The sequence below is a fragment of the Chloroflexota bacterium genome, assembly GCA_026389585.1.
Classification (GTDB): Bacteria; Chloroflexota; Dehalococcoidia; order UBA2247; family RBG-13-53-26; genus JAPLHP01.
The window spans coordinates 22,625-46,031 of the sequence record JAPLHP010000074.1 but is presented as its reverse complement, the minus strand read 5'-3'; the positions used below and the strand labels follow the sequence as shown (position 1 = coordinate 46,031).

24 protein-coding genes and 1 other RNA gene are annotated in these 23,407 nt (G+C 54.5%); 21 read left to right on the top strand and 4 right to left on the bottom strand.

Translation table 11 applies throughout. The features are described 5' to 3' along the window. The first annotated feature begins 117 nt into the window (after positions 1–117). The 6 genes from ffs (at position 118) to NTZ04_06240 (ending at position 5,638) form a co-directional block, all read left to right on the top strand. An RNA gene (gene ffs / locus NTZ04_06265) (signal recognition particle sRNA large type) lies at positions 118–382 on the top strand. A gap of 33 nt (positions 383–415) precedes the next feature. Then, on the top strand, positions 416–1,279 hold the full coding sequence (gene rsmA / locus NTZ04_06260; GenBank protein MCX5991915.1) for a 16S rRNA (adenine(1518)-N(6)/adenine(1519)-N(6))-dimethyltransferase RsmA: 864 nt from the start codon (positions 416–418) through the stop codon (positions 1,277–1,279). Further along, positions 1,269–2,132, top strand: coding sequence for a 4-(cytidine 5'-diphospho)-2-C-methyl-D-erythritol kinase (gene ispE, locus NTZ04_06255; protein ID MCX5991914.1), 864 nt, complete (start codon positions 1,269–1,271; stop codon positions 2,130–2,132). The genes rsmA and ispE overlap by 11 nt, the downstream gene beginning before the upstream one ends. A 2-nt stretch (positions 2,133–2,134) precedes the next feature. After that, positions 2,135–2,785, top strand: a complete 651-nt coding sequence (locus tag NTZ04_06250; protein MCX5991913.1) for a VTT domain-containing protein — start codon at positions 2,135–2,137, stop codon at positions 2,783–2,785. Positions 2,786–2,826: 41 nt separating this feature from the next. After that, positions 2,827–3,804 carry an exonuclease domain-containing protein gene (locus NTZ04_06245; GenBank protein MCX5991912.1) on the top strand — a complete coding sequence of 326 codons (978 nt, stop codon included), beginning with the start codon at positions 2,827–2,829 and terminating at the stop codon, positions 3,802–3,804. Then, positions 3,797–5,638: a hypothetical protein gene (locus NTZ04_06240; GenBank protein MCX5991911.1), complete on the top strand. Its 1,842-nt coding sequence runs from the start codon at positions 3,797–3,799 to the stop codon at positions 5,636–5,638. Before NTZ04_06245 ends, NTZ04_06240 begins: the two co-directional genes overlap by 8 nt. On the opposite strand, the gene NTZ04_06235 is transcribed toward NTZ04_06240, so the two are convergent. The 4 genes from NTZ04_06235 to NTZ04_06220 are packed head-to-tail and all read right to left on the bottom strand — an operon-like array spanning position 5,608 to position 8,389. Next, a complete protein-coding gene (locus NTZ04_06235) occupies positions 5,608–5,844 on the bottom strand; it encodes a hypothetical protein (GenBank protein MCX5991910.1) in 237 nt (78 codons plus the stop codon). The genes NTZ04_06240 and NTZ04_06235 overlap by 31 nt on opposite strands. Position 5,845: 1 nt before the next feature. Beyond that, a complete protein-coding gene (locus NTZ04_06230) occupies positions 5,846–7,114 on the bottom strand; it encodes a CCA tRNA nucleotidyltransferase (GenBank protein ID MCX5991909.1) in 1,269 nt (422 codons plus the stop codon). A gap of 25 nt (positions 7,115–7,139) precedes the next feature. Beyond that, positions 7,140–7,613 carry a Mut7-C RNAse domain-containing protein gene (locus tag NTZ04_06225; protein MCX5991908.1) on the bottom strand — a complete coding sequence of 158 codons (474 nt, stop codon included), beginning with the start codon at positions 7,611–7,613 and terminating at the stop codon, positions 7,140–7,142. Positions 7,614–7,621: 8 nt separating this feature from the next. Then, positions 7,622–8,389 (bottom strand): MBL fold metallo-hydrolase, encoded by a 768-nt coding sequence (locus NTZ04_06220; GenBank protein MCX5991907.1) that lies wholly within the window; start codon positions 8,387–8,389, stop codon positions 7,622–7,624. Between the two features lie 118 nt (positions 8,390–8,507). Between NTZ04_06220 and NTZ04_06215 the strand changes: the two genes are divergently transcribed. The 15 genes from NTZ04_06215 (at position 8,508) to NTZ04_06145 (ending at position 23,264) form a co-directional block, all read left to right on the top strand. Then, a complete protein-coding gene (locus NTZ04_06215; GenBank protein MCX5991906.1) occupies positions 8,508–8,882 on the top strand; it encodes an NADH-quinone oxidoreductase subunit A in 375 nt (124 codons plus the stop codon). 89 nt (positions 8,883–8,971) lie between these two features. Continuing rightward, positions 8,972–9,508: an NADH-quinone oxidoreductase subunit B gene (locus NTZ04_06210; GenBank protein ID MCX5991905.1), complete on the top strand. Its 537-nt coding sequence runs from the start codon at positions 8,972–8,974 to the stop codon at positions 9,506–9,508. Positions 9,509–9,515: 7 nt separating this feature from the next. Beyond that, entirely contained in the window at positions 9,516–9,953 is a 438-nt protein-coding gene (locus NTZ04_06205; GenBank protein ID MCX5991904.1) for an NADH-quinone oxidoreductase subunit C, read from the top strand. Continuing rightward, positions 9,950–11,647, top strand: a complete 1,698-nt coding sequence (locus NTZ04_06200) for a TIGR04190 family B12-binding domain/radical SAM domain protein (GenBank protein MCX5991903.1) — start codon at positions 9,950–9,952, stop codon at positions 11,645–11,647. Before NTZ04_06205 ends, NTZ04_06200 begins: the two co-directional genes overlap by 4 nt. Next, the gene (locus NTZ04_06195; GenBank protein MCX5991902.1) at positions 11,644–12,750 is read left to right on the top strand and encodes an NADH-quinone oxidoreductase subunit D; all 1,107 of its coding nucleotides are present in this window, start codon (positions 11,644–11,646) and stop codon (positions 12,748–12,750) included. The genes NTZ04_06200 and NTZ04_06195 overlap by 4 nt, the downstream gene beginning before the upstream one ends. Beyond that, positions 12,750–13,841 carry an NADH-quinone oxidoreductase subunit NuoH gene (gene nuoH / locus NTZ04_06190; GenBank protein MCX5991901.1) on the top strand — a complete coding sequence of 364 codons (1,092 nt, stop codon included), beginning with the start codon at positions 12,750–12,752 and terminating at the stop codon, positions 13,839–13,841. Before NTZ04_06195 ends, nuoH begins: the two co-directional genes overlap by 1 nt. Beyond that, positions 13,825–14,331 carry an NADH-quinone oxidoreductase subunit I gene (locus NTZ04_06185; protein MCX5991900.1) on the top strand — a complete coding sequence of 169 codons (507 nt, stop codon included), beginning with the start codon at positions 13,825–13,827 and terminating at the stop codon, positions 14,329–14,331. The genes nuoH and NTZ04_06185 overlap by 17 nt, the downstream gene beginning before the upstream one ends. Continuing rightward, entirely contained in the window at positions 14,328–14,816 is a 489-nt protein-coding gene (locus NTZ04_06180; protein MCX5991899.1) for an NADH-quinone oxidoreductase subunit J, read from the top strand. Before NTZ04_06185 ends, NTZ04_06180 begins: the two co-directional genes overlap by 4 nt. Before the next feature lies 1 nt (position 14,817). Next, on the top strand, positions 14,818–15,135 hold the full coding sequence (gene nuoK / locus NTZ04_06175) for an NADH-quinone oxidoreductase subunit NuoK (protein ID MCX5991898.1): 318 nt from the start codon (positions 14,818–14,820) through the stop codon (positions 15,133–15,135). Between the two features lie 4 nt (positions 15,136–15,139). Next, on the top strand, positions 15,140–15,334 hold the full coding sequence (locus NTZ04_06170; GenBank protein MCX5991897.1) for a hypothetical protein: 195 nt from the start codon (positions 15,140–15,142) through the stop codon (positions 15,332–15,334). Beyond that, entirely contained in the window at positions 15,334–17,298 is a 1,965-nt protein-coding gene (gene nuoL, locus NTZ04_06165) for an NADH-quinone oxidoreductase subunit L (GenBank protein MCX5991896.1), read from the top strand. The genes NTZ04_06170 and nuoL overlap by 1 nt, the downstream gene beginning before the upstream one ends. A 65-nt stretch (positions 17,299–17,363) precedes the next feature. Then, complete coding sequence (locus NTZ04_06160; protein ID MCX5991895.1) at positions 17,364–18,848, top strand: NADH-quinone oxidoreductase subunit M; 1,485 nt, start codon at positions 17,364–17,366, stop codon at positions 18,846–18,848. Between the two features lie 30 nt (positions 18,849–18,878). Beyond that, on the top strand, positions 18,879–20,345 hold the full coding sequence (locus NTZ04_06155; GenBank protein MCX5991894.1) for an NADH-quinone oxidoreductase subunit N: 1,467 nt from the start codon (positions 18,879–18,881) through the stop codon (positions 20,343–20,345). A 184-nt stretch (positions 20,346–20,529) separates the two neighbouring features. Beyond that, on the top strand, positions 20,530–21,636 hold the full coding sequence (locus tag NTZ04_06150) for a trypsin-like peptidase domain-containing protein (GenBank protein ID MCX5991893.1): 1,107 nt from the start codon (positions 20,530–20,532) through the stop codon (positions 21,634–21,636). 182 nt (positions 21,637–21,818) lie between these two features. After that, positions 21,819–23,264, top strand: a complete 1,446-nt coding sequence (locus NTZ04_06145) for a CoA-binding protein (protein ID MCX5991892.1) — start codon at positions 21,819–21,821, stop codon at positions 23,262–23,264. The last annotated feature ends 143 nt before the right edge of the window (positions 23,265–23,407 follow it).

The window sequence follows — 23,407 nt, the reverse complement described above, 5'->3', positions numbered from 1 at the left end:
GACAAATTCGCTGAACAATTAGGGTGACATTTTCGCTGGACAACAACATGTGATGTTGTGCTTTTGTGATGTTGTGCTTTGACAAGAGCCGCGGGGGAGACTAACATTGGCTTTGGGTCGTGCTAGGTGGGGAGTTAGCGGTGCCCTGTACCCGAAATCCGCTATAGCGGGGCTGAATTCCTACTCCCGGCCTGTTGTCTTGTGGGACTGACTCAATTGAGCGGTATTGAAGACTGGGCCCTGTGCGGCAGGACACTACGAAGTCCGTCAGGTCCGGAAGGAAGCAGCGGTAAGTAGCCCGTTCTGGGTGCCACAGGTTCTCCTGGTTGGAGCCGTCCAAGTGATGGAAAGCCATAGGGCGAGGCCAAAAGTGGGTGCACGACCCTTTTTGATTTACAGGATATCGTGATCTGAGATGGCAAGGTCGCCGACTGCAGAGGTAAAGGGCTTACTGGGTCATTTCGGCCTCCGGGCGAGGAAGAGCCTGGGCCAGCATTTCCTTGTTGATAGACAGGTGCTGCACCGTATAGTCTCGGCGGCAGATCTGACTCCCGAGGATGTGGTGATCGAGGTTGGCCCGGGATTGGGTGTCTTGACCAAAGAGCTGGCTATGCATGCGGGCAGAGTCATTGCTGTTGAGGCAGATAATGCCATGGCATCTGCGCTGAGCGAAATTGTGGCCGGGATACCTAATATCACTATCGTCACCTCGGATGTGCTCCGGACTGATCCGGGGTTGCTTCTGGCCGGGGTTGGGGTGGAGGGTGACTCGCCCGGCTACAAGGTGGTGGCCGATATCCCTTATTACATTACCTCTCCCATCCTCAGGCATTTTCTGGAAGCGTCTCTCAAGCCTTCCATTATGGTGATCATGGTCCAGAAGGAGGTGGGGAAAGCGATTGTAGCGCAGCCCGGTGACATGAGCATACTCGCCGTGAGCGTCCAGTTCTACGGCAAGCCGACTATCGCCGGTCATGCGCCATCTAAAAGCTTCTACCCTCCGCCCAAGGTGGACTCTGTCATACTCCGCGTCGAGCTTTATAAACAGCCTCCGGTCGCGGTGTCCCGGACCAGCGACTTTTTTGATGTGGTTCGGGCCGGCTTCAGCGCACCGCGGAAGCAACTGCGGAATTCATTATCCCAGGGCCTGGGCATATTGCCCCGGGACGCTGCCGAGTTGCTGGAGAAGGCAAAGATAGACCCAAAACGCCGGGCAGAGACCCTCAATCTCCAGGAGTGGGCGGAGATACTCGAGGAGATGCACCATCATGAAGAGTAAGTCTGCAGTCAAGCCCCGTAAGGCTTACGCCAAGATCAACCTCACCTTCGAGGTTCTGGGCCAGCGTGAGGATGGTTATCATGAGATTGCCAGCGTCATGCAGGCCATTGACCTTGCCGATGTCCTTACCTTTGAACCGCATGAGCATATCTTTATAACCTGCAACGTTCCGGAGCTGGCTTCCCCGACCAACCTGGTCTTCAGGGCAGCCAGATTGGTGCAGGCTGTCGCCGGTCCGGACCACGGCGTGGCAATACATTTGGAGAAGTCTATTCCGCTGGCCGGTGGACTCGGCGGTGGCAGTAGCGATGCTGCGGCGACCCTGCAAAGCCTTAATGAAATCTGGGGTCTGAAGCTGGCCCCGGGGAAGCTGCAGGGGATAGCGGCAGGTTTGGGTTCTGACGTATCTTTCTTTGTTTCCGGCGGTACTACAGCCCTGGTACGGGGGAGAGGCGACAGGGTAGTGACGTTGCCTTCTCTGTCCAAGACCTGGGTTGTCTTAATCAGGCCCCCTGTCAATGTAAGCGGCAAGACACAGAAAATGTATGCCCGGCTGGACCCTTCCCGGTTCACCCGCGGACAACACACCCGGAGGATGGCCAGGTTGATAGAGGAAGGTGAAAGGGCTACCACCCGTGTCTGTTATAATGTATTCGACTATGTGGCCCCATCGTTCTTTCCGGGGCTTGATGGGTATTGGCAGCGCTTTCTGGCTGCCGGAGCGACCGAGGTACACGTGGCCGGCGCGGGGCCTGTCCTTTTCACGTTGGTGAATGACAGGGCTGAGGGTGAGGAAATCTGTAAACGCCTGAAGAAGGAGAGGGTGGAAGCCTATCTGGCCGGGACCCTTTGAAAATGAAAGCCGGCGAATTCATAGTTGAAATACAAGAGGCAGTTCCTCAGATCACCCCCAGGAGGGTGAAAGCCCTTCTGGCCTTGATCGGCATTTCCTTTGCCTTTCTTGCCCTTCTGGTGGTGTTGGTTCATTTCCTCCCGCCGATACAATTGACGGAGCTCAGGAGATATGGCTACCTCGGTGTCTTCCTGGCAAACCTGCTGCCCTCTCTGAGCGTTGTCGTGCCTGTCCATTTCTTTTTCCCGGGGCAGGCGCTGAATGTGGTTGTCGCTGCGGTTGGCAATCCGCTCCTGGTGGCGTTGGTAGCCGCTGTGGGCAGCACGCTGGGAGAAGTGACCAGCTATTACGTGGGCTACGGGGGGCGGCGTCTATTCCATTTGGAGCGTTTTCAGAGATACAGGGCGGCGGAGGGCTGGATGAAGCGTCATGGTTGGCTTAGTGTTGTCACCTTTGCCTTTCTGCCCCTTTTCGTTTTTGACTTCGTTGGGATTGCTGCCGGATCGCTGAAATTGTCGCTGACCAAGTTCCTTTTCTTCACCTTCGTGGGCCGGCTGCCCCGCGCCATTATCGAGATCTATTTCTACACCTGGATTTTTGAGAATCTCCTCTCGCATTTGCCTCGCTGGGTAGGCTCCCCATTTTCGGGCTAGGCCTATATCTAATTGAAGAATGATGAGATGTTCGGGGGCCTATGATTAGCCAGACATGTGTCTCGCTCGACCTGGAGACTACCGGGCTTGATCCGGAAAAGGACCGCATCATTGAGATAGGTGCGGTCAAGTTTAAGGGTGAGAAGGTGCTGGAGATCTTCCACACCATGGTCAATCCTCAGTGCCCGCTTCCCTACCGCATCCGTCTGCTCACGGGCATTACCGCGGAGGAACTGGAACCCGCCCCTTCCTTTCCAGCAGTATCGGATGGGCTGCTCTCTTTTATCGGAGACTGTCCCATTGTAGGGCAGAGTATCCAGTTTGACCTGAACTTCCTTCGTGCTCAAGGGCTGAGCTTCTCCAACACGACCTTTGATATTCTCGATGTGGCGAACATCCTTCTCCCCCAGCTCACGGACTACAGTCTGATCGCATTGGCCAAGCAACTGGAGAGGCCTTACCCTGTGCAGCACCGTGCCCTGGCCGATGCTGTGATGGGCAAAGAGGTGTTCCTGTCGCTGTTGGATAAGGCTTCTCAACTGGACCTCCCTCTGGTTGCGGAGATCAATCGCCTGACCATGGCTGCCAACTGGCCGTGGCGCTCCATATTCCTGGACCTGGAGAGGAGCAAAGTAGGTGAAGTTTCCCTGTGGGACAGAGAGTCCTGGGTAGCGGACTTCAACCCGCAGGCCCTGGATCTGCCGGAGAGGAAACCACTGGTACCTGACAGCGTCCTCAAACCGCTGGACCTGGACCGGCTGACCGCTTTTCTAAGCGAAGGGGGTCCGCTGGCAGAGGCTTTCCCGGGCTTTGAGTACCGTCCGGGTCAGGTCTCCATGATGCAGGAAGTGGCCAAAGCCTTGAACAACGGGCAGCACCTTGTCGTAGAAGCAGGCACTGGCATTGGTAAGTCCGTTGCCTATCTGCTGCCGGCGATCTTCTTTGCGCTGGACAACAATAGCCCTGTGGTCATTTTTCCCTACACGACGCTCTTATCTCCAGGAACAGCTAATGAATAAAGACATCCCCGATTTGCTCCAGGCTCTGGTCAAGGCCGTGGATGGGGAGGTGAACTCCAACCTTCAGGTAGCCCTGCTCAAGGGCCGCAGTAATTACCTCTGCCTCAGGCGATGGCACTCCTGGCGCAAGACCCCCGGATTAGCGTGGGAAGAGGCCAGATTTCTGCTTCGCCTTTTGCTCTGGATTTACTCAACACCCAGCGGTGATCGCGCCGAGATCAACCTCAATTTAAGTGAATCCGCCCTGTGGAGCAGGATTTGTGCCTCGGAAGAAAACTGTGTTGCTGAGCGTTGCCCGCACTATCCGGACGGTTGTTTCCTTTACCGGGGCAGGCAGAGGACGGAAGGGGCTCATCTGATAGTGGTTAATCATGCCCTCCTGCTGTCTGACCTGGTGAAGGGGGGAATATTACCCGAATACAGTTGTTTGATCATTGACGAAGCGCATCACCTGGAGGAAGAGGCCACTGAGCAACTGGGGTTCCAGATTTCTGATCAAGACCTCTATGAGTGCCTGGACCGGTTTGGCGACAGGGGAGGGTTTCTGTTTCAACTCCGCACTTATCTGCGTACCACCTCGGTAGCTTCATCGAGGCGAAAGGAAGTAGGGAACAAGGTTGAAGGCCTGCAGGGCAAAGGCAAGATGGCCCGTACCCGGGTGGCTGAGCTTTTTGATGTTTTGACTCATTTCCTGAATTTTCACCATCCTGAAGAAGCCGGGGACTATGAGCGGCGCCTGAAGATTACTGGAGAACTCCGCCGTCAGCCGGCGTGGGCGGAAGTAGAGCTATCCTGGGAGAATCTTGATTTTGATCTTGGGAGTATCGAGACCGGCTTAAGTGAACTCTACGCCATGATGGAGGACTTGCCCGATAGGAGAAATCCGGACTTGAACAGTTCGCTGGCAGAGATATCCTTCACGCGGCAGCAGGTCCGCGGGTTACGGCTTCAGGCAGACTCCATCATAGCCAAACCGGAGCCGCATGATATTTATTGGGCTTCCCTCAAGGTGTCGGGAGGTCTATGTCTGAATGCTGCCCCATTGCATGTGGGGCGGGTATTGGAGGAATCCTTGTTCTCCAAGAAGGACTGTGTTGTACTGACCAGCGCTACCCTGAGCATCGATGGCAGCTTTGAGTATATCAAAGGCTCTCTGGGGTTGGGAGAGGCTGGTGAGCTGGCAATAGATCCCCCCTTTGATTATGTGAAGTCCACTATGATCTATCTCCCTCAGGATATCCCGGAGCCGGAGAAGCCTGGCTACCAGCGGGGGGTGGCGGAATCGCTGGTGGAACTCTGCCGGGCGACACGGGGTCGCACCCTGGTTCTGTTTACCTCTCATGCTGCCCTTCGTAATTGTTACAGTGCTATCCAGCCTACTCTTGATGAAGAAGGCATTCTGGTTCTGGGGCAGGGGATTGACGGCAGTCCCAAGAAGCTTCTGGGTAGGTTCAAGGATAATCCGCAGTCCTTGCTGATGGGCACGGCTGCCTTCTGGGAGGGGGTTGATGTGGTGGGGAAAGCGCTGAGTGTTCTGGTGATAGCCCGCTTGCCCTTCGGCGTTCCCAATGATCCCATCTTTTCTGCCCGTGCCGAGCTGTTTGATAATCCCTTCAATCAATATATGGTTCCCCAGGCGATACTCAAGTTCAAACAGGGTTTTGGCCGTCTTATCCGTAGCTGGAGCGACCGCGGGGTAGTGGTTGTCCTGGATCGGCGTTTGCAGACAAAGCCTTATGGCAGGGTCTTTCTGAACTCCTTACCCAGGTGCACTATGAAAAGCGGATTGCTGCGGCACATGCCTCATGAAGTAGTCAAGTGGTTGGGTGATTGATTCTCCCTGGCAGGCTGGAGTCCTTCCTCACAACGGCTGCAGATAAAGGCGAGCCCGCATTGCTGCTTATTGACCCGGTAGTGTCCGCATTCCTTCACGCTGACCCTGGTTGACCAGGCCATGTGGAAGTCCCCACCGCAGAGGTTACACCGGGAGACATTGTCACTGTCCAGCGGTTCGCTGCAGACACAGCATCTCTGTTCCATTCTAGATCTCCTGTGCTAACCAGAGTTGCACCATCTCTATCTCCTGCTCTCTTGTGTTCACCCTGCCGTCCAGCTTTGCCTCATGTAATAGCCTCAGCATCTGGCCCAACTGGGGGCCTTGTGGTATTCCCATGTGCTGTAGAGCTACTCCGTCCAATGATGTCTTCACGTGACGCCAGTTGTTCAGGTACAGGTGAAGCCGTTGCTGAACCAAAGCTGAATCCGAGGCAATGGTGCAGGCCAGGATCGATGTCGGGGAGTATTCTTGAAGGAGACGATACACGGCACTGGGTGATAGCCCGGGGCCAGCCAGGGAGGGCAGCTTTGACTTCAGGTGAAGGGTATCTCTTATTGCCCTTGCTGTTAATCCGGGCATCTTCAGGCGGACAACAAAATCCTCGGCCTTCCCCTGGCTGAGGGGATATGTCAGAAGGGCGAAATAGAGTGCCGGCGGGGTAGGATGAGCGATGGAACGGGCTTGCTGAAATTTATCCTTCAACCAGCCATTGCCTTTGAGGGAGGGGTGCACTTTATCAAGCAGGCCCAGCTCTCCGGCTCGCCCCAGAGGCTTCTCGGGCAACTCCTCCTTCAATATCAGTTCCAACTCGTGGCGTATCCTGTCGCCGGATATGGTGTCCAGCATGGATAGGTGCTGTCGGAGCAGTAGTTCCGTGGATTTCTCAATGTGGAAGCCGAACCTCTGCTCATAACGTATGGCCCGCAGCATACGTGTGGCGTCATCAATGAAGCTTTTGCCATGAAGGATACGAATGAGTTTGCTTTTAAGGTCCTTCTTTCCCTCGAAGGGATCAACCAGCTTGCCGAAGCTGTCTGGATTGAGATGGATGGCCATAGCATTGATGGTGAAATCACGCCGCTTCAGGTCATCCTTGATTGAGCCCGGGCGCACTGTGGGCAAAGCACCGGGGCGGGCATAGCTTTCTGACCTCGCAGTGGCAAGGTCGATAGTCTGGCCCCCGCTGCGCAGCTTGGCAGTACCGAAGCGGCGGTGGATCAGTACCTTCCCCCTGGTTTTCTGTGCCACCAGGATGGCCAGTTTTGGGGCATCCCCTTCCACCACTAGGTCAAGGTCGAAGTTGGCCCTTCCCAGGAGAAGGTCTCGCACTGCCCCGCCTACCAGATACAAGCCCACCTTTTCTTCTGCTGCGAGCTCGCCGATCATGCTGATCAGGTTCAGCGATTCGGAGGGCAGGTGATTCTCCAGTTGAATGACCGGATTCTCGCTTGAGTGCTTCTTTATGTCCGACATGTGTTGTCTCTTCTGGGAGAAGTCCTTAATCTGCTGAAATTTCTTCGAGGGCCTTCTTCATCCTTTGCCAGTGGGTACCCTGCCAGTAGATTCTGAGGCAGGAAGGGCACTGCATATACTGGGTCTGGGTGCGGAAAACGTGGGGAGGCACGAGGTCCTTTACCTCCTCCTTGCTTTTAGAAACCAGGAGATGGTTGCACTCGAGGCAGCGGGTGAACTGTCTGAGGCGGCAGTCCAGATTCAATTCCTTCATCACCTGGCGCAATTGTTCCTTCGGGTCATCGTCTTGCGCCAGGATAACCTTCAGTTGGCCTTTGGTGGCAACACGCCTTCTCATGATCTGGGTATCTCTGGTCAGCACTACCCTTCCCTCTTTCAGGGCAATATCCACCAGATGACTGTCTTCAATATCGTTGAAGGAGAGGGTATCATAGCCCATCATCCTCAGCCACCTGGCCAGCTTGCCGGCATTGGCATCAACGATGAAGCTGATCTCCATGGCAGCCCTTACAGGGTGATTTTCATTCCTTCTCGTCCCAGAGTGATGCTGGCTCCGAGTTCCCGGGTTATCTCGGCCACCTCCGCTGCAATATCGTTTTCAAGCAGGGGGTTCAGGTGAATCAGGATCACAGGAGGGATATGGCCTTTCATTTTGCGGAACTCCGATAGTTCTGCTTTCAGTATTTGTGGAGTGAGGTGCCCGCTTCTTATAGCCCATTCCTCCATTTTCTGTGGCATGGTGAGCTCGGTGATGAGCAGGTCCGGAGAAACATACTTCCAGCAGGCCGATAGGCCTTCGCCCGTGTCTGCGGTGTAGAACAGCCGCTTTCCCCCAGGAGAGGTGATCTGGAAGCCTACAGTGGGCACACTGTGGCATACTGGAACAGCCAGGACACTGTAGCCGTCTATATTCATGGGCTGATGTGGCTCCAGGGTAATGAATTTTATGGCCGGCTGCTGTTGTGGCCATTCCCGGAAGTCGGGGTACATTTTGCCATCGAGTAGGTGGGTGGAAAGGATTTCGAGTGTGGTGGCGGTGGAGTAGATGTTGAGGCTTCCCTGGTAGGCGATATTCATGGCTATGAGAGGGATATCTCTCACGTGGTCATAGTGGTAGTGGCTGAGTAGGATAGCTCGCAGCTTCTTCTGGGCAGAGTGGGTTAAGCTGGAGCAGAGGCTGCCGGCATCGAGGGCCAGGACTTCATCAATAACCAGCGCTGTAGATTTCGCGCTGGCTATTTCCGTCGCATGCGCCCCCAGAATTTGAATCTTCATGGGCTTCAAAATATCATAGGAGCAAGCTGGAAGCAAGTTGAGCTGGCGTTTTCCCGAGAGGTTTGCTCAGAGATATTTGGTATAATAGGCTAATCGTCGAGCGGGAGGGAGGGGGTATTTGTTAGCTGATTATGGGCTTCTGGCTTTATTCCTTGTTATAGCTGTTCTCTTCACTGTTGCTCTGCCTCTGGTACCCGTTGCCCTCCGTTTCCTGGGTGTTGCCGCCCGCAGGAAACCTAATCCGGATAAGGATGCTACGTACGAGTGCGGGGTGCAGACCACAGGAAAGACCCGGGTTCAATTCAACTTCCGCTATTATTTCTATGCCGTAGTGTTCGTTGCCTTCGACATCTTGACCATCTTTCTCTATCCCTGGGCCACTGATATCAAGAATCTGGCCCAGTTCGGTCTGGTGGCGGTGGCTATTTTTGTTGGTATCATCCTGACTGCTTACCTTTATGTCTGGAAGAAGGGGCTTCTGGAGTGGAAGTAGATAGGATCGAGCCCGGCTACTCTCTGGCGGACATTGATAGGAATGAGGGCCGGCAGATTGAAGCGCTCATCGTTCGCTCTCAGCAGCCTATTGCAGACCCGGATGAATGGCTGGACAGAGAGCTGCGCCGCAACGTGCTGATAACCTCGGTTGATAAGGCAGTCAACTGGGGACGGCGCTACTCATTGTGGCCGCTGGCCAGTGGGCTTGCCTGCTGCGCCATGGAGATGGTGGCCACGGCTGCCTCCCGTTTTGATATCTCTCGGTTTGGCATGGAGATCTTTCGGGCTTCGCCACGCCAGGCTGACTTGATGATCGTAGCGGGTACATTGACCTGGAAAATGGCACCGGCGGTGAGAAGGCTCTATGACCAGATGGCTGAGCCGAAATGGGTGATAGCCATGGGCGCCTGCGCTATCAGCGGGGGCACCTTCGCGCATTCCTACAGCGTGGTGCCGGGTGTCAACCGTATTATTCCGGTGGATGTCTATGTCCCCGGCTGCCCTCCCCGCCCCGAGGCTTTGCTCTATGGCATCATGATGCTGCATAAGAAGATCGACAGGATGAGTCTCAAGCAAGATCAGAGCCCGGATAAGCTGACGTCTGTGAAGGCCGAGTCGAAGTAAATTAAGTATGACGAAATTGCTTCTGGGTCAGGATGTTGCCAGACAGATAATCGAGCATTGGCCGCAGTCTATTGTTGAGTCCAATCCGGAGTGGATCGTTATCAGCCCCGAATCGCTTTTCCAGGTAGCCCAGTTTCTTAAGACCGCCCCCGGGCTTGAATTTGATTACCTTACCTGCATCACCGGTGTGGACTACCTGGATTACCTTGAGGTGGTTTATCATCTGACCTCGATAATGCATAACCATAGTGCAGTCCTCAAGGTGAAGTGCAGTCGTGATAATCCTCAGGTGCCCTCTGTCGTCAGCCTGTGGCGCGGCGCTGACTACCAGGAAAGAGAGATCTACGATCTACTGGGCATCATCTTCGTGGGGCATCCTAACCTGAAGCGCATCTTCCTCTGGGAAGGATTTCAGGGGCATCCTCTGAGGCGGGATTACCTATGAGCAAGCCTGAACTGATACTGTTGCATGCCCCGAGCAACTATGATTTCAGGGAACGTTCCGTAGTATACGGCCCCATAAGCGATGTCATCCCCTCGACCCCCATCTTTGAGATGTACCCCATAGGCTTCATCAGCATCGCCGCCTATCTGGAGAAGGCAGGGATATCTACCAGGGTGGTGAACATCGCCAACCGTATGCTGACAGAACCGCGCTTCAATGTGGAGCATTTCCTGAGCAAGCTTCATCCGCTGGCGTTTGGCATTGACCTTCATTGGTTACCCCATGCGCAGGGCAGCCTGGAATTGGCCCGGCTGGTTAAGAAGCTCCATCCCTCGATCCCGGTTATCTTCGGTGGTTTATCGTCCACTTACTTTTATGAGGAACTGATCGCGTATCCTCAGGTTGATTTTGTGGTGCGTGGCGATTCCACCGAAGAGCCTGTGCTTCGGCTCATGCGGCGCATAAAGTCCGGGGCTCCGGTCGATGATGTGCCTAATTTGAGCTGGAAGGATAGGGAGGGCAAAGCGCATCATAATGCGCTCTCCTGGGTCCCGACTAATCTGGATGATCTCCCTCTAGACTATGCCTACCCGGTTAAATCGGTGATCAAGTATCGCTCCCTGGCGGGCATGCTCCCCTTCGTTAACTGGCTGGACTACCCGATTACCGCGGTATTCACCTGTAGGGGCTGCACCTTGAACTGCCGCTCCTGTGGTGGGTCGCACTTCGCCTTCAAGGGCATGTGCCATAGAGAAGGGGTGGCTTACCGCAGTCCTCTCCTGGTGACCGAGGATATCTGCAGCATCCAGCGCTACCTGCGTGGGCCGGTGTTTATCATCGGAGATATCCGCCAGGCCGGGGATGACTATGCTGATGAACTTCTCAACACTATGAGCCGGAAGGGGGTAAAAGGGCCGATAGTATTGGAGCTCTTCGGACCGGCGGGGAAGGATTTTTTTCAAAAGGTCAGCAAAGCCATTCCTAATTTCAATATACAGATGTCTCCCGAGTCGCATGATGAAGGAGTACGGCATGCCTTTGGGAAGGGCTGGCGGAATGCTGACATTGAGGAGACGATGAGGGCGGCGGTGGAGAACAACTGCCGGAGGTTTGACCTTTTCTATATGATCGGGTTGCCGAAACAGGACTGCGCCTCGGTGATGGCTACGGTAGATTACCTTGGGGGACTGCTCAAGGAGTTCGGTGGCAAAGGAGTGGTGCATCCGCACATATCGCCGCTGGCCCCATTCATCGACCCGGGGAGTCAGGTGTTCGATCGGCCGGAGGAGTATGGCTATCGGTTGTTCTACCGGACCCTGGAAGAGCATCGCCAGGCGCTTCTTTCTCCTACCTGGAGCTACATGCTGAGCTATGAGACGGAGTGGCTCAGCCGTCAGGAAATAGTTGATGTCACCTATGAAGCGGCGCTAGGATTCAACCGCATAAAAAGGGATTACGGGGTTATAACTGCCACAGTAGCTGAGCAGGTGGAGACCAGGATTAAGAGGGACATGCAATTGATTCATGCTATCGATCGTCGGGTTCCAGGGCATGGCACGATGCTGGGAGAGCAGGGGGAAAAGGAACTGGCTCTGGCAGCGACTTGCCTAAAACGCGAGCTTCAGTGGCCCGCGCGGTCCTTCCTTCGCAGCATGCCCAGGATACTCTGGGGCCTTTGCAGGCTAGGCCTATGAGAACAATCACTGAACCGATCATCGTCAATATAGGGCCGCAGCACCCCTCCACCCATGGTATCTTCCGGATGAGGGTTGTCCTTGATGGAGAGGTAGTTGTCGATCTGGAGCCGATTTTCGGTTACCTGCATCGGGGAATAGAGAAACTGGCCGAAACGAGGACCTACACCCAGGTTATCCCTCTCACCGACAGGTTACTCTACTTGAGCGCCATGGCCTGTAATCATGCGTATGTTCTTGCAGTGGAGAAGCTGGCCGGTATTCGTGTTCCTGAGAGAGCTGAATATATCAGGGTTATTATGGATGAGTTGATGCGCATCTCCAGCCATCTTATGGCGGTGGGCTTCTTCTTCAATGATATGGGCTGTTCCGTGTATACACCGCTCCTGTATATGTACCGGGAGAGGGAGAAAATCCTGGACTTATTCGAGATGGTCTGCGGGCAGCGCCTGACCTACAACTATATGCGCATCGGTGGGGTGAGCCAGGATGTGCCGGAGGAGTTCATACCTGCTTTGAAGAGGTTTGTGGCTGAGATGCCTGGTTTTATTAACGAGTATGAACAGCTTCTGACTGAAAACGAGATCGTTCTATTTCGCAGCAAGGGGGTGGGTATTCTGCCGAAAGAGCTGGCTATCAACTCATCAGCCAGTGGCCCGGTATTGCGTGCCAGCGGCGTGAAGTGGGACATCCGGCGAGCGGATCCATATTCTGTGTACGATCACTTTGAATTTGAAATCCCCACCGGTGAAGCAGGTGACAACTACGATCGCTATCGGGTGAGAATTCTGGAGATGCGGCAGAGCGTGCGTATCCTGGAGCAAGCCATAAAACAATTGCCTGGCGGAGAGGTGTGCTCCAAAGTGCCGCACCTGTTGCACCCACCTGTGGGGGAAACCTATGGACACATCGAAACCCCTCAGGGTGAGATGGGTTTCTATATAGTTTCGGACAATTCCATTGCTCCGTATCGCCTTCATATCCGGCCGGCTACGCTGATCAATCTTACGGCGCTTAAGGACATGGTTGTGGGCTGGAAATTAGCTGATGCCATTATCACGTTCGGCAGTATAGATGTCTGTATGGCTGAGGTGGATCGCTGATGACGCTTTGGCCTGCCGGCAACTACTGGGCTCATTTTGGCGTATTTGCCGCCATTATTATTGCCTTTGTGCTGCTTACGGTGATGGCTTTTATCTGGTTCGAGCGCCGGGCATTCGGGACATTCCAGCTGCGGTGGGGCCCAAACCGCGCCGGTCCTTTTGGTTTTTTTCAGCCGGTAGCTGATGCCATCAAGGTACTACTGAAAGAGGATATTGTACCTGCCGCAGCAGATAAACTGATCCATTGGCTGGCTCCGGTCATTGTCTTCCTCCCGGTATTGCTGATATTTGCGGTGATACCTCTCTACAAGGGCCACGGGCTTGTCCCTGATTTGAACACCGGTATTCTCTATGTAGTGGCTATCAGCACCATGAGTGTGGTGGGGGTATTCATGGCCGGATGGGCCTCAAACAATAAGTACTCACTTCTTGGTGGCATGCGTGCCATAGCCCAGATGGTAAGCTATGAGATACCGCTGGTAATCTCGATTATCAGCATTGTATTGCTGTCGGGCTCTCTGTCCATGTATGCCATTGTGGGATCGCAGGATATCCCCTTTTTTCTGGTGACGCCTCTGGGGTTCCTGATTTTCTTGCTCAGTGCCATGGCTGAGATCAATAGAGGCCCCTTTGATCTTCTGGAGGCAGACTCGGAGATTGTGGCCGGTTTTCATACGGAATACTCCGGAATGAAGTTTGCCATGTTTTATCTTGCCGAGTACGGCCATGCCCTGGCTATGTCGGCGATTGCAGCCACCCTGTTTCTCGGTGGCTGGCGGGGTCCGGGGGATGGCTATGCTGCTATTGGCGTTATGTGGTTACTGGCGAAGGTCTTCTTCATCTTCTTTCTGCTCATCTGGATGAGGGTTACCTTCCCCCGACTGCGGGTAGATCAGTTGATGGGTTTTGGCTGGAAATTCCTGTTTCCCCTGGCGTTGATCAACCTGTTCATTGTTGCCGCCGAGGTGGTCTATTGGGGAGATATCACCTGGTGGATGATCCTCGTGAATTTTGGGGCTGCCGGCGTTTTGATACTGGTATGGTCCAGGCTCTTCAAATTAGGAGGAGGCAGGGTTGAAATTGAAGCTTGACAGGTATGGCCTGGGGTTGGTCAAGGGAATGGGGGTGACTCTCAGGCATTTCTTCCGCCGGCCCATCACCACCAGGTATCCGGAGAGAAGGCTCACGCTCTCGAAGCGGTTTCGCGGCTATACTCTGGTCTGGGACAGGGAAAGGTGCACGGGTTGTGCTACCTGTGCCAAGAGTTGCCTGCAGGGTAATATCGAGATTGTGACTTCCAAGGGGACGGAGAATAACTACGTAGTGGAGAAGTTCGAACTGGATAGCGGCCGCTGTATCTTCTGTGGTTTATGTGTTGAGTCATGCCCCTTCGAGGCGCTCTTTCTGGGGATGGAATACGAGCGATCTGCTTATCGCAGAGAGGAACTGGTGCTGTCCAAGGAACAACTGAAGCTGGTGCCGGGCATGCAGCGCAGCGGTTATGCCTACCCGAAAATTGCAGCCAGCTTGCCGCAGCAGGACCTCCTTCTGGAAGGCAAGACAGGAGCGAAGAAGCGATGACGTTGGACGTTGCTTTCTGGGTTCTGGCAGTGGTGTGTGTGGGGGCAGCGCTGGCTGTGGTCTTTGTTAGAGATGTGTTCCGTGCTGCCCTTTTTCTCATCCTGTGCTTTTTCACTGTGGCCGGAATATACATTACTCTCAATGCCGATTTTCTGGCTGCAGTGCAGGTCCTGATCTATGTCGGTGCAGTGTCGGTGCTGCTTATCTTCGCTATCATGCTGACCAGGGACGCAAAGCAGGGCAGCCCGTCAGGCAGGTTGAGGGTACCTGCCCTTATTATTGGCCTGGTGCTCCTGGGAGTAATGATCGGCTCTATCCTCAGCTTTGACTGGCAGCCATCTGGGGAGATGAGTGGCATGGTCAGGACGCAGGATATTGCCGGGCTGCTCTTTTCGGAAAGTGGCTTTGTTCTGGCCTTCGAGATTGCCGGATTGATGCTTCTGGCAGCAATAATAGGGGCTATTGTATTGCTGAGGGAGAAATAGGATGTCCGTAGGTTTGGAACACTATCTGGTTCTTTCCTCAATCCTCTTCTGTATTGGCATGTATGGTGCTCTGGTCAAGCGCAACGCCGTGGTAATCCTGATGTGTATTGAGATCATGCTCAATGCGGTGAATATTGCCCTGGTGGCCTTTTCCAGATTCGTTGACCCTGAAGGGCCGGTGCTTTCCGGGCAGATATTTGTCATTTTTATTATGGTGGTAGCAGCGGCAGAGGCAGCAGTGGGCCTGGCTATTATCGTGGCTATCTACCGCAGCCGTCGGACTGTTGATGCCAGCAAGAGCGATCTGATGAAGGGATAATGTCATGTGGGTTGAAGTAAAGACTGCCTCCTGTCTCATAATAGCCGAGATGTGGAAGGAATTCTTTGAAGCGGAAGGGATTCCCACGAGACTTCTGGTTCACCCTGATAGCAAGACTGTTGGGGAATCGGCTGCGTATCGCGTCCTTATCCCGGAGGAAAAGGATCATGTGGTACGGGAGATTCTGAGGAAGACCTGATGTCTGCTATTCCGGAATTTGCTGTCTGGTCGATCTTTCTGATCCCCATTTTCGCCTTCGCTGTCATTTCATTCATAATCCGTCCTTTCTTAAACAAGAAGGCACAGCTTGCCGGGTATGTTGCTATTGCCGGTATTGGTGCATCGCTTCTGCTGGCTTTATGGACTCTGGCCAGCGTACTGCAGGCGGATGGGCATGAACTGGAATTCCATGCTCATGAATGGGCGGTTATTGGCAGCACACAGATCAACCTGGGGCTCATGGTGGACTCGCTGACGGCGGTGATGCTGGTAGTAATCACCGTGTGCAGTTTCCTGATCCAGATCTACTCCCAGGGCTATATGCGCGGCGATGCCGGCTATTGCCGCTACTTTGCCTTCATGTCGCTGTTCACCGGCTCCATGCTGGGCCTGGTCCTGGCGGATAACCTGATTCAACTCTATGTCTTCTGGGAGCTGGTGGGTTTATGTTCCTATCTTCTTATCGGCTTCTGGTTCCACCGTCCGTCGGCGGTCGCAGCGGCCAAGAAGGCCTTCCTGGTCACCCGCTTGGGTGATTTAGGCTTGCTGGCGGCTATCCTTTTCCTCTACTTCAAGACTGGCACCTTTGATATCGGCCAGTTGCAGACTATAGCGGGGACTCTGGCAGGGGGCACTTTGACTCTGGCAGCTATAGGCATCTTTGCCGGAGCGGTAGGGAAGTCAGCCCAGTTCCCGCTTCACGTGTGGTTGCCAGATGCTATGGAAGGCCCTACGCCGGTCAGTGCCCTGATCCATTCCTCCACCATGGTGACGGCCGGTGTCTTCCTGGTGGCTCGTTGTTTTCCCATATTCGCTGGCTCTGAAGCAGCCCTGACCGTAGTGGCTACCATTGGTGCTTTTACCGCCATCTTCGCTGCTTCCATGGCTCTGGTGGCGACCGACATCAAGCGGGTACTGGCATACTGTACCATCAGCCAACTGGGCTACATGATGCTCGGGTTAGGGGCTGCCGGCATGGCCATCGCCAAGGGGGGCAATGTGACGCTGGAGGCAGCTAAGCTGGCTGCTGCCATAGGCATATTCCACCTTTTCAACCATGCCTTTGCCAAGGCCCTGCTCTTTCTCGGGGCGGGCAGCGTCAACCATGCTACGGGAACCTTCGACATGCGGCAGATGGGGGGGCTGCGCAAGCGTATGCCCTGGACGTATGTCACCTTTCTCATCGGTTCTATCAGCATAGTGGGTATCTGGCCACTCTCATGTTTCTGGAGCAAGGATGCGATTCTGGTTGAAGCCTACCGCCTGGGCGACGTGCGAATTAGCCTCTTCTTCTTAGGTATGATCACTGCTTTTATGACGGCTATCTACATGTTCAGGGCGGTCTTTCTCACTTTCCACGGTGAGTATCGGGGTGGGGCTCACGGTGACGGTGGTCATGCACAGCCTCACGAATCGCCGAAGGTGATGCTCATCCCCATGTTTATCTTCGCCATACTGGCTATCACCTCCGGGTGGGTCAATGTGAATGGCTGGTTTGATCGGTTCTTTGGCGGAAGCGAGGTTTATGGATGGACGCATGCCTTCACCATATTCATCGACAATAGCTACATAGCGCTCATATCGCTTATTATCGCTCTTTTAGGGGTTGATCTTGCCAATGCAATGTATGGCGCCAAATGGATATCGGCAGAGGAGATGGGCAGAATGTTCCGGACCTTATACAGGATATGCTACAGGAAATACTGGATGGACGAGCTTTATGAGCGGGTCATAGTGGTCAGGCTGTTGATGAACGGTATCTTCAGGGTTCTTCAGCTATTTGATACCTACATAGTTGATGGTGTGGTGAACGGAGTAGCCGGGGGGGCTATAGTTGCTGGCAGGGTTATCCGAAATGCTGAAACAGGGCGACTGCAGACTTATGGCTTGATCATGTTCCTGGGGATTCTGGTGATCGTGGGGCTGGTCTACTGGGTCAGGTAGATGGACTGAAATGCGCATAGCGGGTGGTGTATTGGAGAAACTGAAGCGGTATGAGGGTTTGAAGTTTGGAGTTTGCTGATCTTCATCCGCTGTCGCTGCTGATCTTTCTCCCTGTAGTGGGAGCGCTGCTCGTTGCCTTCATCCCCGGCCTTGGTGCAGGTACTATCAAACGGCTGGCCGTCTGTTTCACGTTTGCCTCCTTTGCTCTGTCGTTGGCTTTGTTCGCCCTGTTTGATCGGGGGGATAGTGGCTTTCAGTTTGTGGAGAAGGTCTCCTGGATCCCTCAAATCAATGTTCAGTATCATCTCGGCGTTGATGGACTGAACCTGCCCATGGTGGTGTTAACCACCCTGCTGGGTTTCCTGGCGGTCCTGATATCGTGGAAGGTTGAACTGAGACCGAGGGAGTACTTTGCCTGGCTGCTCATTCTGGAGTCGAGCATCCTGGGGGTTTTCTGCTCCCTGGATCTCCTGCTGTTTTTCCTCTTCTGGGAAATTGAAGTTGTCCCTATGTACTTCCTTATCTCCATCTGGGGTGGGGGCAGGAGGGCCTATTCGGCCATGAAGTACGTCATATATACCATCATGGGCAGCGCTATGATGCTGGCCGGAATCCTCACTCTTTATGCCACGGCTGGCAGCCTGGATATGACCGTGTTGGCAGGAACCGACCTGGGTCAATTTGTGGCGGTAATCCCGCTAGCCGCCACCTTCTGGCTCTTCCTGCTGGGCTTTGCGGTGAAGCTGCCGGTCTTCCCGTTGCATACGTGGCTGCCCGATGCCCACACTGATGCTCCCACAGCAGTCAGCGTAATGCTGGCCGGGTCTCTGCTGAAGATGGGGGGCTATGGCATGATCCGGATATGTGTCAGTGTCTTTCCCGATATCGCCAGAGAATATGCCCCTATTATTGTGGTGTTTGCTGTGATCGGTGTGCTGTATGGAGCAGTATTGACGCTGCGGCAGACCGATTTGAAGAGGCTGATCGCCTATAGCAGCATCAGCCACATGGGCTATGTGCTCCTGGGCATCTTCGCACTGTCGAATCTCAGTGTTGCCGGGGCTGCCTTACAGATGTTCAGCCATGGCATGGTTACCGGACTACTTTTTGTCATGGTGGGTTTGGTTTATGACAAGACCCGCGTGAGGGATATCCCTGCGCTGGGTGGGCTGGCCCGACAGATGCCTATTATCGCGGTGGTCTTCAGCATTGCCGGACTGGCCGCGCTGGGACTGCCTGGCACCAGTGGCTTTGCGGCTGAATTCCTGGTTTTTCTGGGCAGTTTTTCCAGTCTCACCGTTGCGGGCATCCGGGTCTATACCCTTCTGGGGGTGGTGGGGATTGTCGTTACTGCGGGCTACATATTGTGGATGCTGGAGCGGGTTTTCTACCGCGAAGCAAAGCCCCGATATGATGGTGTAAAGGATGCTGATACCCTTGAGCTGGCCTACATCTCCGTCTTTGTGGTTGTGATAATGCTCGTTGGTATCTATCCCAGGATTCTGACTGACGTTATCAGTGCGGGAGTAAAGGCACTGCCATTGACATGAGGAGGAAGGCACTCTGGTAGGAGCAAATAGTTGAACTACTATCTGTTAACTCCTGAGCTGTGTCTTGTCGGCGTTGCCATAGCAGTGATTCTGCTTGACCTGGTGATCACCAGGAAGGGCCGGCTGACCATTATCAGCATTGCCGGTCTGGCAGCTTCTATAGTGGTCAGCGTAGCTCTGTGGGGCAGGCAGGACAACAGCCTCTTCAATGGCATGCTCAAGGCGGACGAATTCGCCATATTCTTCAAGGTACTTTTGGCCGGAGTGGCTATCCTGGTTCTCCTTGCTTCGAGGGATTACATCTCCAGGCTTTCCCGTTTTCAGGGGGAGTACCATGCACTGATCCTCCTGTCGGTCATAGGCATGATGCTTATGGCGGCCTCCAGGGATTTGATTACCATCTATGTTTCTCTGGAGCTGACCAGCCTGTCACTCTATGCATTGGTAGGCTTCCTGAAGGATGCCAAATCCAGCGAAGCAGGGCTGAAATATCTTCTCTTAGGGGCGATTGCCTCAGCCGTCCTGCTCTATGGCATGGCCCTGATCTTCGGGATCACCGGAGAGACCAAACTGGCTGATATTGCTGCCGCACTCCCTTCGGGCAGGGTGTGGGAGAATCCCCTGCTTCTTCTGGGCCTGGTTTTCTTGATAGCCGGCTTTGGTTTCAAGATGGCCACCGTTCCCTTCCAGATGTGGGTCCCTGATGTCTATGAAGGAGCGCCGACCACAGTCACTGCTTACCTTTCGGTGGCCAGCAAAGCAGCCGGGTTTGCAGTGGTGCTGCGGGTGTTCCTGGAAGCCTTTGGCGGGGACGTGCTTCCGGACTGGGCGATGATATTTGCTGTACTTGGGGCTATTACCATGACAGTGGGCAATATAATGGCCATATCTCAGACCAATATAAAGCGGATGCTGGGATACAGCAGCATTGCGCAGGCGGGTTATCTCATGGTGGGTCTGGCGGCGGTGAGCCATGCTGGTGAAGTCAGCGATCCTGTTGTGTATGGTCCCACAGGACTGCTCTTCTTCATCGGATGCTATGCTGTGGCCAATATCGGCGCTTTTATTGCTGTCATTGCTGTTACCAATAAGACGGGCAGTGATGACATTGAAAGCTTTGCGGGCATGGGGAGCCGGGCTCCTCTTATATCGCTGGCGCTGACCCTGTGCCTGATTTCTCTCATTGGCCTTCCCCCTACAGCCGGATTCCTGGCCAAGTTCTACCTTTTCAATGCGGCTGTACATCATGATCTGGTGTGGTTAGTGATCATAGCGGTAGTCAACACCGCTATCTCTGCCTACTACTATTTGAGGGTGGTGAAGGTGATCTGGGTTGGGTCTCCGGCATCAAACGAGGGCGTGCCCTCGGGTTGGGCGCTTCGCGCTGCCCTGGGCATTGCCTGTCTGGGCGTTCTGGTTCTTTTCTTCTATCCGTCGCCGCTGCTGGATCTGGCTCGGGATGCAGCCCGAACGGTAGCGGGCATACTCTTGCCCTGAGCTATATCATCCTTTTCCGAAACACTTTTTGGGCACCTCCGGCCTTCTTGTCTTGACACAAAAGGCCATGAGAGAGGCTATTAACCTGAAGTATTAATTCACTCTGAGCGGTGCATTGTTTGGGTCTGATGAGATTGTTTTGCCTTCCGTTGAAAAGTGCTAGAATAGAATCAGAGAGGGGCAGATGGGCAAGTACAAATATCTCTTCATCGTCGTTTTGCTGGTGGGCCTGCTGGCGACAAGCCCGGGCTGTGCTTTGTTCAACAGGGAAAGCAATTCGACTGATGCCTCGGGCAAACCAATTAATAACCCGGGATGGCAGCCTGCCTACGTAGACGATGCTGTGCATGATCCCATAGGCATAAGTGAACTGGTGGATGAGGTTGCCCCGACAGTGGTTTCTATTGTCATGGAGAAATTGACTTATGACAGGTTCCTACGGCCAGTCCCTGAGTCAGGGGCTGGAAGTGGGGTGATTATAGACCCAAAGGGCTATATAGTAACCAACAACCATGTGGTCAAGGATGCCCGGAGCCTGAGTGTGGTCCTCAGCGATGGACGCAGCTTTGATGCAGTGGCCTGGGTTGGAGATGCGGCAACTGATCTGGCAGTAGTACAGATCGAAGCAGGCGGAGACCTTCCCTTTGCCCATTTTCTGAGCAATTCCTTGAGTAAGCTGGAGAAACTGGAGGACGTTGTGGCGGTGGGCAACGCTCTGGCTTTGCCTGGGGGGCCTACCTGGACCAAGGGTGTGGTCAGTTACCTGGGGCGGTCCATCCAAGAATCGACTGGCGCGGTGCTGGATGACCTCATTCAGACCGATGCTGCCATTAACCCGGGGAACAGTGGAGGGCCGCTGGTGAATATGGGGGGCCAGGTCGTGGGGATCAACACGGCCATCGCATCCGGAGCGGAGAATATCGGTTTTGCCATAAGCACGGACACCGCTGTTCCGGTGATAGAGGCTCTGGTGACAAAAGGGCTGGTGGTCTCTGCCTGGCTTGGAGTGAGGATGCTTACCGTAACCGAGTCCATCAAGTCGCAGTATAGCCTCTCGGTGGACTCTGGGGCACTCGTTGTCGAAGTGGTCTCGGGAAGCCCGGCAGACGATGCGGGTTTGGAAGCCAATGACGTTATTGCCAAGTTTGGTGATACGGACATAAAGGACGTCAATCAGCTCAGGGCTGCCATACAAAGCCATAGTCCGGGCGATAAAGTGACGATTACTTATGTTCGCGGGCAGGACACGGCCACCACGGAAGCCACTCTAGTGCAGCGACCGTCTTCATGATGGGTGTGCTTTCGTTCAACCTCTCTTTCCTTGCATATCCTGCAACATTCTGTGCCTCATATTCCGGCAACCCCTGGGAGAGGCAAACTTCAACCCGGCTGTTTTCCAGAGCTGAAGTAGGTTGGTTATTTGCCCGTCATGTTAGGGATTGTTGACAGTTCTTGGGTATTCGGGGGCAAGAAATGGAAAGCGGCCTGAACAAGGGAAAGCTCAAGGAACTGGAGCTCATCTTCTATCCGCGCTCAATTGCGGTGGTTGGGGTATCCAGCGATGAGAACAGAATTGCCTCGCTGTGGCTGAAGAGCCTGATCTCCAGCGGCTTCAGAGGAGAACTCTATGGTGTCAACCCGAAAGGCGGGGAGATCTTCGGCCGCAGGATATGGCCCAGCCTGAGTTCCATCCCGGGGCCGGTTGACCTGGTGATTGTCTGTACCCCCCGTTCGTCTGTGCTCGATATTCTCTGGGAGTGTGCTCACAAAAGGATTCAGGTTATCTATTTCTATACTGCCGGATTTTCGGAGGCAGGCGAGCCGGAATGGGCAGCCGTGGAAAAGGAGATGGTGCAGATAGCAAGGGAGGGTGGGTTCCGGATCATCGGCCCCAACTGCTTCGGTGTGTACAATCCGGGGCATGGCATGTCGTACGGGCCGTTCAACGTCATGGCTCCCCCGGGCTCTATAGGCCTCATCTTCCAGAGCGGCGGGAACATGGGCAAGATCCTGGAGTACGGCATGACGCACAGCCTGGGGTTTGGCAAGGGCATCAGCCTGGGCAACGGCTCCGATCTTGGTGCCGCTGATTTTATGGAGTATCTGGCTCTTGATCCTGAGATCAAGACTATCGGGCTTTATCTGGAGGGACCAAAGGACAGCCTCCGCCTGTTTGAAGTGATGCGCGCTGCGGCGAAGGAGAAACCCATAGTGGTGTGGAAAGGAGGCAGCAGTCCGGCAGGCATCAGGGCGGCAGCCTCCCACACCGGCGCGCTGGCAGCTTCTGCTAACGTGTGGTCGGGTGCCTTGCGGCAGGCCGGAGCCATTGAAGTGCAGGGCCTTGACGAGATGGCCGATACCCTCTTGCTGCTGGACAGGTTCGGGCGGTTGCGGAGGAACAACCTTGGCGTGATTTGCGGCCTTACGGATGGAGGGGGTGGGGAGGCGGTCTTAATATCCGATGTGTGTGCTGCTGCCGGGATCGAAGTGCCCCCCTTGAGGAGTCAGACCGGCAGGGAACTTGTGGACCTGATCGGGCAGGTGGGCAGCGTGCTGGGCAATCCGGTGGACATGAGCCAGTGCCAGAGCGTTCCGCCAGCGGTGCAGCGGGCTATGGAACTGGTGGCCGGCGAGCCCCAGATCGATCTGATCCTGGTCTATGAGAATGCCGGAGTCATTCTGGACTACTATCCCAGGCAAGTAACGGATGCCGTCAACGGCGTCATCCTTGATTTCAACCGGAAACGGAATAAGCCGATGGTGCTGGTGCTGCCTCCAGGGCCGGCGGAAGTGCGCCGTCGGGAGATCGAGCAGGGGTTTATCAGCGCTGGCGTCCCTGTTTTCCCCAGCATTGAACGGGCTGCCAGGGCTATCTGCAACGTGAGCCAATACTTGCGTCCTCATTGGCAACACTTTTGAGGACAGTTTGAAGTTCTTCAGGCCACATCGGACTCATTGTTATCTGAGGTGGCCTCGATGATGAACAGATACAGCATCGAGCCGAACCCAGTGGAATAGACAGAAATGCAAGAATTGCTACGAAGAACTCCATCCCTTATCAC

Excerpts from the sequence above, each read along its gene's own strand:
- NTZ04_06235 (MCX5991910.1), bottom strand. The coding sequence starts at position 5,844 with ATGGAACAGAGATGCTGTGTCTGCAGCGAACCGCTGGACAGTGACAAT.
- NTZ04_06250 (MCX5991913.1), top strand. The coding sequence starts at position 2,135 with ATGAAAGCCGGCGAATTCATAGTTGAAATACAAGAGGCAGTTCCTCAG.
- NTZ04_06200 (MCX5991903.1), top strand. The coding sequence starts at position 9,950 with ATGAGCAAGCCTGAACTGATACTGTTGCATGCCCCGAGCAACTATGAT.
- rsmA (MCX5991915.1), top strand. The coding sequence starts at position 416 with ATGGCAAGGTCGCCGACTGCAGAGGTAAAGGGCTTACTGGGTCATTTC.
- NTZ04_06150 (MCX5991893.1), top strand. The coding sequence starts at position 20,530 with ATGGGCAAGTACAAATATCTCTTCATCGTCGTTTTGCTGGTGGGCCTG.
- NTZ04_06230 (MCX5991909.1), bottom strand. The coding sequence starts at position 7,114 with ATGTCGGACATAAAGAAGCACTCAAGCGAGAATCCGGTCATTCAACTG.
- NTZ04_06225 (MCX5991908.1), bottom strand. The coding sequence starts at position 7,613 with ATGGAGATCAGCTTCATCGTTGATGCCAATGCCGGCAAGCTGGCCAGG.
- NTZ04_06240 (MCX5991911.1), top strand. The coding sequence starts at position 3,797 with ATGAATAAAGACATCCCCGATTTGCTCCAGGCTCTGGTCAAGGCCGTG.
- NTZ04_06245 (MCX5991912.1), top strand. The coding sequence starts at position 2,827 with ATGATTAGCCAGACATGTGTCTCGCTCGACCTGGAGACTACCGGGCTT.
- NTZ04_06170 (MCX5991897.1), top strand. The coding sequence starts at position 15,140 with ATGTGGGTTGAAGTAAAGACTGCCTCCTGTCTCATAATAGCCGAGATG.
- NTZ04_06180 (MCX5991899.1), top strand. The coding sequence starts at position 14,328 with ATGACGTTGGACGTTGCTTTCTGGGTTCTGGCAGTGGTGTGTGTGGGG.
- nuoL (MCX5991896.1), top strand. The coding sequence starts at position 15,334 with ATGTCTGCTATTCCGGAATTTGCTGTCTGGTCGATCTTTCTGATCCCC.
- NTZ04_06205 (MCX5991904.1), top strand. The coding sequence starts at position 9,516 with ATGACGAAATTGCTTCTGGGTCAGGATGTTGCCAGACAGATAATCGAG.
- nuoH (MCX5991901.1), top strand. The coding sequence starts at position 12,750 with ATGACGCTTTGGCCTGCCGGCAACTACTGGGCTCATTTTGGCGTATTT.
- NTZ04_06195 (MCX5991902.1), top strand. The coding sequence starts at position 11,644 with ATGAGAACAATCACTGAACCGATCATCGTCAATATAGGGCCGCAGCAC.
- NTZ04_06145 (MCX5991892.1), top strand. The coding sequence starts at position 21,819 with ATGGAAAGCGGCCTGAACAAGGGAAAGCTCAAGGAACTGGAGCTCATC.
- ispE (MCX5991914.1), top strand. The coding sequence starts at position 1,269 with ATGAAGAGTAAGTCTGCAGTCAAGCCCCGTAAGGCTTACGCCAAGATC.
- NTZ04_06220 (MCX5991907.1), bottom strand. The coding sequence starts at position 8,389 with ATGAAGATTCAAATTCTGGGGGCGCATGCGACGGAAATAGCCAGCGCG.
- nuoK (MCX5991898.1), top strand. The coding sequence starts at position 14,818 with ATGTCCGTAGGTTTGGAACACTATCTGGTTCTTTCCTCAATCCTCTTC.